This window comes from Allofournierella sp. (genome assembly GCF_017889395.1).
Lineage (GTDB): Bacteria > Bacillota > Clostridia > Oscillospirales > Ruminococcaceae > Allofournierella.
Map to the genome: position 1 here is coordinate 21,373 of NZ_JAGHKE010000014.1, position 13,706 is coordinate 35,078.

Below are 13,706 nucleotides of genomic sequence, written 5' to 3' on the forward strand. Positions count from 1 at the left end.
TCGGGTCAATCCTCCCACTTTTCGCACAGGGCTTCCACCTGACTTGCCATGCGGGCCAGCTCCTTGTTGGCGTGGCCTTCCTTGGCCTTGATGATGTTCAGCAGGCGATGGCCGGCATCCAGCAGACGGCGGAACACCGGGTTCTGGCTGCGCAGGCCGGCCTTCTTCTCCTCGATGCGCTTGCGGTTGCCCAGAGCCAGGCAGTGGCCGCTCACCAGATCGTAGACCGCGCCGTTGTAGGGAGCGCTGGCGGAATAGCCCAGCTCGGCCATCAGCCGGTTGGCGAAGATATCGCAGACGGTGTCCTCGCCGTGGGTCACGAACACATGCTGGGGCTTGTAGTCCTTGAAGGCAGCGGCCCAGCGCATCAGGCCCTCGTTGTCCGCGTGGCCGGATACGCCCGCCAGCACCTTGATCTGGGCCCGCACCTCGATGGTCTCACCAAACAGCCGGACCTCCTTTGCCCCCTCCACCAGGGCGCGGCCCAGAGTGCCGGGGCTCTGGTAGCCCACGAAGAGCACGGTGCTCTGGGGCTGCCACAGGTTGTGCTTCAGGTGGTGGCGGATACGCCCCGCCTCGCACATGCCGCTGGCGGAAAGAATCACCTTTCGGCTCTGGTCAAAATTGATGGCCTTGGAATCGTCGCTGCTCACGGCCAGCTTCAGGCCCTTGAAGCTGATGGGGTTCACCCCCTGCAGCACCAGCGCCCGGGCCTCCTCGTCGTAGCATTCCGCCCACTGATCCCGGAAGATGTGGGTGGCCTCCACGGCCAGCGGACTGTCCACATAGACGGTGAAGTCGCCGTACCCCTTCACCAGATTCTGCTCCTTGATCTGGCGCAGGAAATACAGCATCTCCTGGGTGCGGCCCACCGCGAAGCTGGGAATTACCAGATTGCCGCCCCGGTCGAAGGTGTCCTGAATGACTCCTGCCAGCTCGGCCACATAGTCCGGACGGGGGCCGTGGCTTCGGTCGCCATAGGTGGATTCCATCACCACATAGTCCGCCTCGCTCAGGTACTGGGGGTCCTTGAGCAGAGGCTGGTGGTCGTTGCCGATGTCGCCGGAGAAGACCAGCTTTTTGGTGACTTCGCCCTCGGTGACCCACAGCTCGATGCTGGCCGAGCCCAGCAGGTGGCCCATATCCACAAAGCGGCCCTTCACGCCGGCAGCTACATCGAAGGTCTCGCCGTAATCAATGGGTTCAAACAGCTTCAGCGCGTCCTCCGCATCCTGCATGGTATAGATGGGCTCGTATTCCGCCGCGCCCGAGCGCTTGGCCTTGCGGTTGCGCCATTCCGCCTCAAATTCCTGGATGTGGGCGGAGTCGCGCAGCATGATGTTGCACAGCTCGGCGGTGGCGGTAGTGGCGAACACCGCCCCCCGGTACCCGTTTTTCACCAGCAGCGGAATGCGGCCGGAATGGTCGATGTGGGCGTGGGTGAGCAGCAGGCTGTCCACCTGGCCGGGTGCCAGCGGCAGAGGCTGATTTTCATAAATGTCCTTGCCCTGCTCCATGCCGCAGTCGATCATGATGTTCTGGTCGTTTGCCTGAAGCAGATAACAGCTTCCGGTGACCTCATGGGCTGCGCCCAAAAATGTAAGCTTCATATCCTGCGGGGCCTCCTTTTTTGCCGCCCGCATCTGCACTCAAACGAGGCGGCGCGGGCCGGTCCTGTCGTTACCTTTATTATAGCCTTCGCCCCCGGCACTTACAAGCAAATCACCAAAAAGAAAAGCAAACAGACTGTAAATTTTAGGCAATACCGCACAATTTCATGCAAAAATGTGCGTAAAATCGCCTGATGCAATCTGTTTGCTTTTCGTTGATTTTTCTGCTTCCTATGGAATTTCCACGCTGGCGCCGCCGAATGCCTCGGCCTCCTGCTCGTCGTGGGTGATGAGCAGCAGCCAGCGATCCTCCAGCATCCGGCGCACCCAGTCCATGGCCCGCTGGCGCGTTTCCTCGTCCAGCCCCTTGAAGGGCTCATCCAGAATCACGCCCTCTGCCGGGGCCAGCACCGCCCGGGCCAGCGCCACCCGCCGGGCCTGCCCGCCGGACAGCTGCCGCGCGGGCTTGGAGCAGTCCTCTTCGCAAAGGCCCAGCGCCGCCAGCGCCGCTTCGATCTCGTTCCGGTGCAGCTGGGGGCAGCACAGGGCCACATTGCCCACCGCCGTGAGCTGACCGCAGAGCCGGTCCTCCTGAAACTGGGCCACGATCTGGCCATCGGTTTCCACCCGACCCGCATCCGGCGTTTCCAGCCCCAGCAGAAGCCGGGCCAGAGTGGTTTTGCCCCGGCCGGAAGGCGCCATCAGCACATTGGTACCCTCCAGGGTCAGATTCAGGTCCCGCAGCACCCACTGGTCCCCGTAGCGCTTGCTCACGCCGTTCAGAATCGCCTTCATGCGACGCCTCCTTCCAGCCGCCTGCCCGCCGCTCGCAGCAGCCGCAGGAACAGGGTCTCAAACGCGCCGCTCACCAGCACGATCACCGCCGTCCAGGCGAACAGCTCACCGGTCTCCAGATAAAGCTTTGCCTGGTACAGCGCCTCGCCGATGCTGCCGCCCGGCAGGCCGATGACCTCGGCGGCGATGCCGCTTTTCCAGGCAAGGCCCATGCCCACGGTGCAGCTCTGCACAAAATAGGGCCAGACCTGGGGCAGCCAGATTGCCCCCAGCGCCCGGGAAAAGGGAATGCGGAACACCTTTGCCATTTCCAGCAGCTGCCGGTCGGTCTGCTGGATGCCCTCCAGCACCGCGGTATACACCACCGGCAGCACCATCAGAAAGCTGATGAGCACTGCCAGGTTGGCACTGCGTACCCAAAGTAAGGCCAGAATGATGAAGCTGGCCACCGGCACCGCCTTGATCAGCTGCATCAGCGGCCGGATCAGCACCCGCACCGGCTCCAGCCAGGCGCTGGCCGCTGCCAGCACCACGCCCGCCGCCAGCGCGCCGAAAAAGCCCGCCAGAATGCGCAGGGCGCTGAAGCCCACCCGCTGCCAGAAGGCGGTGGTGGGCAGAAGGCCCGCCAGCGTTTCCAGGGTTTCCAGCGGGGAGGCCAGCAGAAACTTCTGGGGAATCATCATGGCCCCAAACTGCCAGACCGCCACCCAGAACAGGATGGCGGCTGCTTGTTTTGCTCGTTTATTCCACTCCATAGTAGAAGTCGTCGCCCGGCAGCGCACCGCCCACCGAGGCGGCATCCTGCTGGTACAGCACATCCAGATAGCCGCTCAGGGCCTGCTTCATGTCCGCACCGGCCATGTAGGTGATGTTGCAGGCGGGCAGGGCCTTCTCGGCCAGGGGAGCCTTGGCCACGATGCCATACTCCGCCACCAGCTGGGCTGCGTCGGCGGTGTTGGCGGTCACCCACTCAATGCTGCTGCGGTAGTCCGCCAGGAAGACCTCCAGCTCCTCGGGATGCTGCTGGGCGTAGTCGCTGCGCACAGCCAGCACGCCGGTGATCAGCTGGGAATCCGGGTCGATCTTGTTCCATTCCTCGGTCAGGTCCAGCGCCACAGTCAGGCCCTCCACCTGGGCCTGGGCAGCGGTCACATAGGGCTGAGGCAGAACTGCCACGGCGCCCTCGCCCGCGCTCTGCAGCATGGCCAGCACCTCGGTGGCCTCGCTCTTGTACTCGATGGTCACATCCTTAGCCAGGTCGATGCCGTTTTCGCTGAGGATATAGTTGAGCACATACTCAGGGGTAGTGCCCTTGCCGGTGGAGTAGATGGTCTTGCCGGCCAGATCGGCCACGCTGGCCACCTCGTCGCCGGTGGTCACCACATACAGAACACCCAGGGTGTTCACCGCGGCCACCTGGATCTTGCCCTCGGTCTTCTGGTACAGGGTTGCGGCCAGGTTGGCGGGGATGGCCGCCGCGTCCAGCTCACCCTTGGTGAGCAGCGGCACGATCTCATCGGCCGCGCCGTACATGGTCACCTCGTACAGGGGGCTCTCCATGCTCTCCTGGTCCTTCATCAGCTTGACCATGCCCATGGTGGTGGGGCCCTGCAGGCCCGCAATGCGCATGGCATCACCGGAATACGGCGTGCTCGCCGCGGAGGCAGCAGAGGCGCTCTCCGCCTGGCTGGAGGCAGGCACGCTGGACGCAGCTTGCGAGGAAGCGGTGCTGCCGGAAGCAGCGGTGCCGCCGCAGGCTACCAGGCTCAGGGCCATTGCGGCCGCCATTACCATGCTCAACAAACGTTTCATGAAAAGTTCTCTCCTTCTGGGCAATCCTTCCGGTAGGTTCCGGTTTGCCTTTTTATTTGTATTCTACTATAATAAAAGAAATTATGCCGTTGCGGCGGCAACCAACCACCCGCACAAAGGAGCCAATGCCATGCGCAATTCCATTCTACTGGAGGATCACCTTCCCATCCTGCTGCAAACCACCCTGTTCCGTGGGCTGACCCTGGCGGAGCTGCGCATGACCATGGAGTGCTTCCAGCCTGCCGCCCGCGCCTTTTCCAAGGGCGAGATCGTACTGCTTTCCGGCTATGAGATACAGGATGTGGGCATCGTGCTGGCCGGTCAGGTGGATGCGGTGAAAAACACGCCGGACGGCGGCAGCGTGGCCATCACCCTGATGGAGCCGGGTAGCCTGTTCGGCGACGTGCTCAGCGGCAGCAGCACCAAAAGCCCGGTCACGGTGATCGCCAAGACCGACTGTCAGGTACTGTTCGTGCCCTACCAGAAGATCCTGCATCCCTGCGCCCGGATGCACGGCAGTCATTTTCAGCTGATGCAGAATCTGGTGTGCACCATCTCGGACAAATACTTTGCCCTGAACCGCCGGGTGGACCTGCTGATTTTAAAGAGCCTGCGCAGCAAGCTGTGTGCCTATCTGCTGGAGGAGGCCGCCCGGGCCGGGGCCGACACCTTCACCATCCCCTTCTCCCGTGCCGGTCTGGCAGATTACCTGAACTGCGAGCGCAGCGCGCTCAGCCGGGAGATCTCCCGCATGCGGGACGAGGGCCTGATCGAGACCTATAAAAACAGCTTCAAGCTGTTGAATAAGGCGGAGCTGACCCGCCAATATCACTGTTAAAAGGAGAGATTTCTGCCATGAAAACCCCTGTTTTATACATCGTGATCCCCTGCTACAACGAGCAGGAGGTGCTGCCGGTGACCAGCGGCATGTTCCTGGAAAAGATCAACAGCCTGATCGCCAAAGGCCGCGTAGCCCCCGAGAGCCGGGTGGTTTTTGTGAACGACGGCTCCAAGGACAACACCTGGAGCATCATTCAGGAGCTGGCGAAAAGTGACGAGCATTTTGAGGGCATCTGCCTTTCCCGCAACCGGGGCCACCAGAACGCCCTGCTAGGCGGTTTGATGACCGTGAAGGACCGGTGCGACATCACCATCAGCATCGACTGCGACGGCCAGGACGACATCAATGCCATGGATGCCATGGTGGATGCCTACTGGGAGGGCTGCGAGGTGGTGTATGGCGTGCGCTCCAAGCGAGACACCGACACCTTCTTCAAGCGCTTCACCGCCGAGGGCTTCTACAAGCTGATGAACTGGATGGGCGCGCAGGTGGTGTTCAACCACGCGGACTACCGGCTGATGAGCAGCCGGGTGCTGAACGAGTTCGCCAACTTCAGGGAGGTCAACATCTTCCTGCGGGGCATGGTGCCGCTGGTGGGCTTCAAGAGCACCAGCGTATATTACGAGCGGGCCGAGCGCATCGCGGGCGAGAGCCACTACCCCCTGAAAAAGATGCTGGCCCTGGCCTTCGACGGCATCACCAGCCTGTCGGTGAAGCCCATCCGACTGATCACCGGCTTCGGCGCACTCATCTCCGTTGTAAGTTTCCTCGGGGTCATCTGGGCTATGATCGAAGCCATTCTGGGCCGCACGGTGGCTGGCTGGGCCTCCACCACCAGCATTGTCTGCTTCATGGGCGGCATCCAGCTGCTGTGCCTGGGCGTGATCGGTGAATACATCGGCAAGATCTATCTGGAAACCAAACAGCGGCCCCGGTTCATTATCGGGGAGACCACCTTCCAGGATGAGGAGGCCGAATGAACAAGATCACCTGGAAGGGCAGCGTACTGCTGGGGCCCATTCCCCCGGTGCTGGTCAGCTGCGGCACACCGGAAGCCCCCAATGTGTTCACCGTGGCCTGGGCTGGCATCGTGAACACCCACCCGCCCCGGGTCTCTATCTCGGTACGGCCCAGCCGCCACAGCTACGGGCTGATCCGGCAGAGCGGCGAATTCATCATCAACCTGCCCACCACCGCCCTGGCCCGGGCCGTGGACTGGTGCGGCGTGAAAAGCGGCCGGGATGTGAACAAATTCGAGGCCATGGGCCTGACCGCCCTGCCTGCCAGCCAGATGGGCTGCCCTCTGGTGGGGGAAAGCCCGGTGAACCTGGAATGCAAGGTATTCCAGCAGATCCCGCTGGGCACCCACGATCTGTTTCTGGCGGATGTGGTGGCTGTGAACGTGAGCGAAAACCTGCTGGACGCGGCAGGCAAGCTGCATCTGGAGCGGGCGGGCCTGCTGGCCTACGCCCACGGCCAGTATTACAGCCTGGGCGAGGAGCTGGGAACCTTCGGCTGGAGCGTGCGCAAAAAGCAGCCCCCGGCCAAAAAGGGACCGGCGCCCAAAAAGCCCGCCTCTGAAAAGGCGCCCCGCCGAGCGGGTGAGGCGAAGCGCGGCCCGGCACCCAAAAAGGCAGGCCATGCCCCCCGCCTGCAGCTGGTGCGGGCCTTGCGGCCGCTGGCGCGCAGCTGGGCCACACACTGCTCCATCAGCTGACCGGCCATGCCCTGGCCCCGCAGCTCCTCGCCCACGAAGGTGTGGTCGATGTCCACCACGCCGGGCGCCACCTGGGGGAAGGTGATCCGGGCCAGTTCCCGGGTCTCGTCGCCGTATACGATGCTGTTCTCGTTGATCTTGAATTCCATTAGGGTACACCTCTCTTTTGGGGTATTATTCTGCCGGTCAAGGACCGGTCAGTCGTCGAATTCCACGGTGCGGCCGCAGCGGATGCAGCCGCCCTTGCCCTTCCAGCGGGGCAGCACGCCGGGGTAACCGCAATGAGGGCAGCGCAGGCCGAAGCGTTTGACCATCCAGGCAGCCACCACAGCCGCCAGACCCAGCTCAAACAACAGGAACTGACGCAGACAGCCGCCGGCGATTACCAGCGCCATGCCCGCCCAGAAGGCCAGGATGGCGAACCGGGCCCTGCGGCGCGAAAGCTTTTTCATTGCATATCCTTTCTTTTACAGGGCGGTCTGCGGATCCTTCAGGTTCCGCAGATCGGCACTCTCGGAAAAGTCCTCCCGGTCCAGGGTCAGGCTGGGATTGTAGTAAGGGTCGTGGGTCAGACCGTAGCGGGTGAAGCGGTCGGTCAGGCGGTCCTGCTCCGCGGCAAAACGCACCTTCTTGGTCTTATCCTTCTCATCATTTCCACGGCTTTTGCTCTCGTAGTGGTACAGCCGTGCGTAGGGGGTCCAGATGATCCGGTAGCCCGCATCCCGCACCCGCAAACAGAAGTCCACATCGTTGAAGGCCACGGCAAAGCCCTCGTCCAGACCGCCCACTTCGTCGTATACCTCGCTGCGCACCAGCAGGCAGGCGGCGGTGACGGCGGAAAAGTCCTGCACGGTAGCCATACGGAACATGTAGCCGCTGCCGCCGGCCTTTTTGTACTTGTGGCTATGGCCCGCGTAGCCGCCCAGACCGGTGATGATGCCCGCGTGCTGGATGGTATCGTCCGGGTAATAGAGCATGGCGCCGCAGATGGCCGCGCCGGGACGGCTGGCCTGCATGAGCATCTCGGTAAGCCACTGGCCGTCGATGATCTCCACATCGTTGTTGAGCAGCAGCAGATATTCGCCCTTGGCGAACTTGCGGCCGAAGTTGTTGATGGCGGAGAAGTTGAACCCGCCCTCATACTTCACCACCTGCAGATGCTCGAACCGCTCCCTGGCCTTTTCATAGTATTCGAAGGTGGCCGGGTCGGTGGAGTTGTTCTCGATCACGATGACCTCAAACCGCTGCCAGGTGGTTTTCCGGTAGATGGACAGCAGGCATTTTTCCAGATCCTCGGTGTGGTCCTTGTTGGGAATCAGAATGCTCACCAGCGGCTCGCCGGGGATGACCCAGTCCACCTTGTAGGTGCTGGGGAAGATGCCGTCCTTCACTTCGCCCTGCTGGCCGGTACGCTGCAGATGGTCCGCGATGGCCTTCTTCGCCGCCTTGGCCACATAGGGCTTTGCCGCCACACCGCCGCTGGTGCTGGCCTCATGCACCCGCCAGTAATAAAGAACCTGGGGGATGTGGCAAATCTGACCGGGCTCCAGCCGCTCCAGCAGCCGCAGGAACAGGTCGTGGTCCTGGCTGCCGTCGCATTCCGGCCGCTCGCCGCCCACCGCCAAAAATTCCGACCGGCGGAACACCGCCAGATGGCAGATGTAGTTGCAGCAGAGCAGATAGTCCGGGGCATAGTTTGGCTTGAAGTGGCCCACCATGGGCTTCTCGATCTTCTTGGTGAACAGTGCCTCATCGCTGTACAGAAAGGCCGCGCCGGTCTCGGCGATGGCCTTCTGAACGGTGTAGATGGCATGGGGGGCCAGCACATCGTCGTGGTCCGCCAGGGCCAGATATTCCCCGGTGGCCAGCGCCGCCGCATGGTTGGTGTTGTGGCTGATGCCCTTGTTCTCGATCGCCTTGTACCGGATGCGCTCGCCCGCCTTCTGGGCCGCCTCGTCCACCAGTTTTTTCACCGCCGGACGGTGAGCGTCGTCGGAGGCGTCCGCCAGACACAGCTGCCAGCCGGGGCTGGTCTGATTCAGCACACTGTCCAGCAGCTGGCGCAGGAAGGGCTCCGGCGTATTGTACAGCGGCACACAGATGGAGATCACCGGCCCCGGCGCGCCCTGGGCACACTCCTGGCGCTGGGCCTCCAGCACCTGCTTTTTGGGCAGATAGCGGGCCTTTTTGCCGAAGAAGCGCCGCTTGATAAAGCCGACAGTCCGGCGCAGCACCGGCCCGGGGCCCTCCTCCTTCAGCACCTGGAGGGTATAGCCCATCAGCTCTTTGATGCGTTTCAGTTTCAGATTCAATGGAGGTTCCTCTCCTTTGATGGATTTGGGATTGGTTGGATACAGCCTTATTTCAGGCCGTAATTTTCAAACAACAGATTGAAATGCCGGTTGTAGTAAGGGTCGCCCTTCTGGATAAGTGCGGAATACTTCTCGATGAAGTTCGCCTTTTCCCGTTCGTAACGCTTGGCGTTCTCGCTCAGGGTATCCAGACCGCGGCTCTTGCTTTCGTGGTGATAGGCCTCGGCAAAGGGGGTGAACACGTTGAGCATCCCCTGCTGCCAGAGCTTCAGGCACAGGTCGATGTCGTTGTAGGCCACGGCGAAATTTTCCTCGTCCAGACCGCCGCAGGCATCGTAGAGGGAGGCCTTCACCATCAGGCAGGCGCCGGTCACCGCCATCAGATCCTGCGGGGTGGCCAGCCGGTACAGATCGCCCGCCGAGGCTCTGGGGTGGCTTTTGTGGCTGTGGCCCGCAGTGCCGTTGATGCCCAGGAACACCCCGGCGTGCTGGATGGTATCGTCCGGGAAGCAGAGCTTCGCGCCCACACAGCCCACATCCGGCCGCTGGCTGTACATGAGCATCTCGGCTAAAAAGCCCTCGCTGAGCAGCTCCACATCGTTATTGAGCAGCAGCAGCTGCTCGCCCTTTGCAAATTTGCGGCCGAAGTTGTTGATGGCGGAGAAATTGAACCCGCCCTCGTATTTCACCACCTGCAGATTCGCAAACTGCTGCTTTGCCTTCTCATAATACGCGAAGGTGGCCGGGTCGGTGGAGTTGTTCTCGATCACGATCACCTCAAACCGGCTGTAGCCCGCGTATTTGTACAGGCTTTCCAGGCAGCGGGACAGGTCCTCCACATGGTCCTTGTTGGGGATCATGATGCTGATGAGGGGGGTGCCGGTGAGCTGATAGCTGACCCGATAGGCGCCGGGGCAGCCCGGAATGCGCGCCGCCTCGCCCGCAAGGCCCATCCGTTTCAGGTGGTCGTTGATGGCCCGCTCGCCCGCCGCCAGCGCGTAGGGCTTGGCATCCATGGAGGAGGCGGTGGAGGCGGCATGGCTGCGCCAGATATAGAGCGCATAGGGGATGTGCACGATCTTTTTGGCTTTTTCGGTGAGCCGCAGAATCAGCTCGAAGTCCTGGCTGCCGTCGTACTCCGCCCGCTCTCCGCCGCCGGTGGCCTCGAACAGCCCCCGGGAAAAGGCGGCCAGATGGGTGATGTAGTTGCAGCCCCGCAGGTAGTCCGGCTCAAAGTCCGGCTTGAAGTGGTAGTCCACCAGATGCTTTAAATCCGCACTGAGCACGATCTCGTCCGAGTAGACGAAATCCGCCCCCGCCACGGCGGCTTTTGCCACCTCGTGCAGGGCGTTGCGGTAGAGCACATCGTCGTGGTCCAAAAGAGTCAGCCAGTCGCCATCCGCCAGCGCGAAGCCCTGGTTGGTGTTGCCCGCGATGCCCTGGTTTTCCGCCAGCTTTTTGTAGGTGATGCGCCCGTCCTTTGCAGCATAACGCCGGGCCATCGCGCCCACATTGGCGTGGGACTCGTCCGAGGCATCCGCCAGCACCAGCTGCCAGTTCTGGTAGCTCTGGCCGCTCACGCTCTCGATCATCTGCTTCAAAAAGGGCAGCGGAGTGTTATAAAGGGGCACCACCACGCTGATCTTCGGCCCGCCGGGCACGCCCTCGGCCCGCTGACGCTTGAGCATGCGGCGGGTGGGCAGGTCCGCCCGGTACTGCCAGGTATCCCGGTGCAGCGCCAGATTCACCCGGAAGCTGATCTCCCGCCACAGGGCCTGGCCGCCCTCCTCTTTGGCCACCTGGGCGCACCAGGCGGCCAGCTGCTTCACATGGGCCGGGTCCAGCAGGCGCTTCGCCATGCCGCCCACGCTGTCCTTCTGGGCAACGTCCGCGGGTAGGGGCTGGTTGTTGTTTTGCTTTGCCATTTCGCACATTCCTTTTGAAAACAGCCAAGGGAAAGCAGAGGAGCCTTCTCCCCCGCCGCCTTGGCTGTAATGTTGTTACATCTTATCGTCTTCCCGGGTGGTCTGCTTGTAAGCCTCGCAGACCTCCTCGGTGGGGCCGTTCATCTTGATGCGGCCGTGCTCCAGCCAGGCCACCTTGTTGCACATGCGCTCGATCTGCTCGATGGAGTGGCTCACCAGAATCACGGTGGTGCCGCCGCTCATCAGCTTCTGCATGCGCTGTTCGCACTTTTCCTGGAACAGAAAGTCGCCCACCGCCAGGATCTCGTCGGCAATGAGTACATCCGGCTTGGTGATGGTGGCCACCGCAAAGGCAAGGCGGGCCACCATGCCGCTGGAGTAGTTCTTCAGCGGCACATCCAGGAAGTCCCGCAGCTCGCTGAACTCCACGATCTCCTCAAAATGAGCGTCGATGTATTTGGGGCTGAAGCCCAGAACAGTACCGTTCAGGTAGATGTTCTCCCGGGCGGTCAGGTCCATGTCAAAGCCCGCGCCCAGCTCGATCAGGGGCGCAACGGTGCCCCGCACCTTGCAGCTGCCGCTGCTGGGCTTGTAAACGCCGGAAATGACCTTGAGCAGGGTGGATTTGCCGCTGCCGTTCAGGCCGATCAGGCCGTAAAAGTCGCCGGGCTGCACCTGCAGGCTCACATCCTTCAGGGCGAAGAACTCATCAAACCGCAGTTTTCCCTTGACCAGCTGCAAAAAATATTCCTTCAGGCTCTCGCTTTTTTCCTTGGCCAGGTTGAAGCGCATGGAAACGTTGTTGACTTCAATAATGGGCTGCTGCAATTTCCCGCGCCTCCTTACATATACAGAACAAATTTATCCTGGGTCTTCTTGAACACCAGAACGCCCAGCGCCAGCATGACCAGCGCCCACACGCCGCAGATCAGAATCTGCGCGCCGCTCAGCAGCTGGCCGTACATCACGGTATCGCGGAAGGCGGTGATGTACTGATACAAGGGGTTCAGGGCGATCAGACCCTCCAGCAGGGCATTGCCGAACTGCTCAGGGGTATAGAAGATGGCAGAGAACCACATGAGGATGGTGGTGAACACCTCCCACAGATGGATCACATCCCGGAAGAACACCGCCATAGCGGCCAGAATCATACCGATGCCCAGGCTGAACACCGCCAGCATGAGCAGCGGATACAGCCCCAACAGGATGGTGGGGTGCAGCGGCGCCCGGGTGATGAGCATTACGATGATCAGGGCGATAAAGCTGAACAGGCAGTTCACCAGACCGAAGCAGATCTTCTGCAGCGGGAAGATGTATTTCGGGATATACACCTTGCGCAGCAGCATGGCATTGTTCATCACGCTGGACATGGCCATGGTGGTGGACTCACGGAAGAAGTTGAACAGCAGCTGACCGATCACCAGATATACGGCGAAATTGTCGATGCCTTCGCCCCGCATGCCTGCCATGAGGGTGTTGAAGATCACAAACATCACCGCGCACATCATCAGCGGGTTGAGCACGCTCCAGGCCACACCCAGCACGCTGCGGCGGTATTTCAGCTTGAAATCACGGCTGATCAGATTGTACAGCAGGTAGCGGTAGCGCAGAAAATCCTGCACATAAAGTTTCAGCATACCGGTGCTCCCTTACCACTTTTTGAAACAATCAAAGTTCTGGGCGGCAAAGGGCTCATGCTTTTTGTCCTTCTCGCTCAGCAGATACTCACAGCCGCAGTCCGGCCACTCCACATTCACGGTGGGATCGTTGTAGGGGATGCCGCCCTCGGCGGTGGGATCGTAGTAATCGGTGCACTTGTAGCAGAACTCAGCCTCGTCGCTCAGCACCAGGAAGCCATGGGCAAAGCCCTGGGGCACGTAGAACTGCTTTTTGTTCTCGGCGCTCAGGGTCACGCCGGCCCATTTGCCGAAGGTGGCGCTGTTCGGGCGGCAGTCCACCGCCACATCGAACACCTCGCCCTTAGTCACCCGAACCAGCTTGCCCTGGGTGTGCTCCTTCTGGAAGTGCAGACCACGCAGCACGCCCCGGCTGGACTTGGACTGGTTGTCCTGTACGAATTCATCGGTGATACCGGCAGCGGCGAACTCTTCCTTCTGGAAGGTCTCCATAAAATAACCGCGGGCGTCGCCGAATACAGCAGGCTCGATCACAACCACACCGGGCAGTTCAGTTTGAACAAACGTAAATTTTCCCATTTTCATCTGTCTCCTTGTTCTGGTTTTGGCGTTCAGAGGCTCAGATGCTTTGCCGGGCGATTTCCGCCCGGAAGGCCTCGTAGTCGCGAATATATTCTTCTCCGTCGTAATGCTCGCTGCAAAGCACCAGCAGCACACTGTCCGGCGAAAAATCGTACATATCCTTCCACACCATGCGGGGGATGTAAATGCCGGTGTTGGGCTGATCCAGGTGATAGACCTGCTCGCGGCCCAGGCCGTCGTCTACCCGCACCTTGCTCTTGCCCGCCACGTTCACCAGCACGAACTCGGTGTTCCGGTTTGCGTGCTGGCCCCGCATCACGGTGGCATCGCTGCCGTAGATGTAGAACACTCGCTGGATGGCAAAGGGCACATCCCGCTCGCCCTCCACCACGATCAGGCTGCCCCGCTCGTCGCCCAGATCGCCGAAACGCAGCAGCTTCACCTTATCGTAATTTATATTCTGTTTCATCGGCTG

General features: G+C 61.4%; 14 protein-coding genes and 1 pseudogene. 3 read left to right on the forward strand and 12 right to left on the reverse strand.

Annotated elements, in window-relative coordinates:
* Window positions 1-5 precede the first annotated feature (5 nt).
* From J7G73_RS02895 to J7G73_RS02910, 4 genes are all read right to left on the reverse strand, one after another.
* On the reverse strand, window positions 6-1,610 hold the full coding sequence (locus J7G73_RS02895) for an MBL fold metallo-hydrolase (RefSeq protein ID WP_291245150.1): 1,605 nt from the start codon (window positions 1,608-1,610) through the stop codon (window positions 6-8).
* 231 nt (window positions 1,611-1,841) lie between these two features.
* On the reverse strand, window positions 1,842-2,405 hold the full coding sequence (locus tag J7G73_RS02900) for an ATP-binding cassette domain-containing protein (protein WP_291245151.1): 564 nt from the start codon (window positions 2,403-2,405) through the stop codon (window positions 1,842-1,844).
* Complete coding sequence (locus J7G73_RS02905; RefSeq protein ID WP_291245152.1) at window positions 2,402-3,160, reverse strand: ABC transporter permease; 759 nt, start codon at window positions 3,158-3,160, stop codon at window positions 2,402-2,404. Before J7G73_RS02905 ends, J7G73_RS02900 begins: the two co-directional genes overlap by 4 nt.
* Complete coding sequence (locus tag J7G73_RS02910; RefSeq protein WP_291245153.1) at window positions 3,147-4,217, reverse strand: ABC transporter substrate-binding protein; 1,071 nt, start codon at window positions 4,215-4,217, stop codon at window positions 3,147-3,149. Before J7G73_RS02910 ends, J7G73_RS02905 begins: the two co-directional genes overlap by 14 nt.
* A 130-nt stretch (window positions 4,218-4,347) precedes the next feature.
* Between J7G73_RS02910 and J7G73_RS02915 the strand changes: the two genes are divergently transcribed.
* Genes J7G73_RS02915 through J7G73_RS02925 form a run of 3 tightly spaced genes read left to right on the forward strand, consistent with a single transcriptional unit; the run spans window position 4,348 to window position 6,775 of the window.
* Window positions 4,348-5,055: a Crp/Fnr family transcriptional regulator gene (locus tag J7G73_RS02915; RefSeq protein WP_291245154.1), complete on the forward strand. Its 708-nt coding sequence runs from the start codon at window positions 4,348-4,350 to the stop codon at window positions 5,053-5,055.
* 17 nt (window positions 5,056-5,072) lie between these two features.
* A complete protein-coding gene (locus J7G73_RS02920) occupies window positions 5,073-6,038 on the forward strand; it encodes a glycosyltransferase family 2 protein (RefSeq protein WP_291245155.1) in 966 nt (321 codons plus the stop codon).
* Window positions 6,035-6,775: a flavin reductase family protein gene (locus J7G73_RS02925; protein ID WP_367113937.1), complete on the forward strand. Its 741-nt coding sequence runs from the start codon at window positions 6,035-6,037 to the stop codon at window positions 6,773-6,775. The genes J7G73_RS02920 and J7G73_RS02925 overlap by 4 nt, the downstream gene beginning before the upstream one ends.
* Here the strand turns inward: J7G73_RS02925 and J7G73_RS13655 are convergent.
* From J7G73_RS13655 to J7G73_RS02965, 8 genes and pseudogenes are all read right to left on the reverse strand, one after another.
* Window positions 6,769-6,924: pseudogene (locus tag J7G73_RS13655) on the reverse strand (GNAT family N-acetyltransferase); the annotation flags it as partial. The gene J7G73_RS02925 and the pseudogene J7G73_RS13655 overlap by 7 nt on opposite strands.
* 48 nt (window positions 6,925-6,972) lie before the next feature.
* Complete coding sequence (locus tag J7G73_RS02935; protein ID WP_291245157.1) at window positions 6,973-7,227, reverse strand: hypothetical protein; 255 nt, start codon at window positions 7,225-7,227, stop codon at window positions 6,973-6,975.
* Between the two features lie 15 nt (window positions 7,228-7,242).
* The gene (locus tag J7G73_RS02940; RefSeq protein WP_291245158.1) at window positions 7,243-9,087 is read right to left on the reverse strand and encodes a glycosyltransferase family 2 protein; all 1,845 of its coding nucleotides are present in this window, start codon (window positions 9,085-9,087) and stop codon (window positions 7,243-7,245) included.
* A gap of 47 nt (window positions 9,088-9,134) precedes the next feature.
* Complete coding sequence (locus J7G73_RS02945; protein WP_291245159.1) at window positions 9,135-11,012, reverse strand: glycosyltransferase family 2 protein; 1,878 nt, start codon at window positions 11,010-11,012, stop codon at window positions 9,135-9,137.
* A 75-nt stretch (window positions 11,013-11,087) separates the two neighbouring features.
* Window positions 11,088-11,804 carry an ABC transporter ATP-binding protein gene (locus J7G73_RS02950; protein WP_087292953.1) on the reverse strand — a complete coding sequence of 239 codons (717 nt, stop codon included), beginning with the start codon at window positions 11,802-11,804 and terminating at the stop codon, window positions 11,088-11,090.
* A gap of 50 nt (window positions 11,805-11,854) precedes the next feature.
* Window positions 11,855-12,649, reverse strand: coding sequence for an ABC transporter permease (locus tag J7G73_RS02955; RefSeq protein ID WP_291245160.1), 795 nt, complete (start codon window positions 12,647-12,649; stop codon window positions 11,855-11,857).
* Window positions 12,650-12,661: 12 nt separating this feature from the next.
* Window positions 12,662-13,228: a dTDP-4-dehydrorhamnose 3,5-epimerase gene (gene rfbC, locus J7G73_RS02960; RefSeq protein ID WP_291245161.1), complete on the reverse strand. Its 567-nt coding sequence runs from the start codon at window positions 13,226-13,228 to the stop codon at window positions 12,662-12,664.
* Window positions 13,229-13,268: 40 nt separating this feature from the next.
* A complete protein-coding gene (locus J7G73_RS02965) occupies window positions 13,269-13,700 on the reverse strand; it encodes an FdtA/QdtA family cupin domain-containing protein (RefSeq protein WP_291245162.1) in 432 nt (143 codons plus the stop codon).
* Window positions 13,701-13,706: the final 6 nt, after the last annotated feature.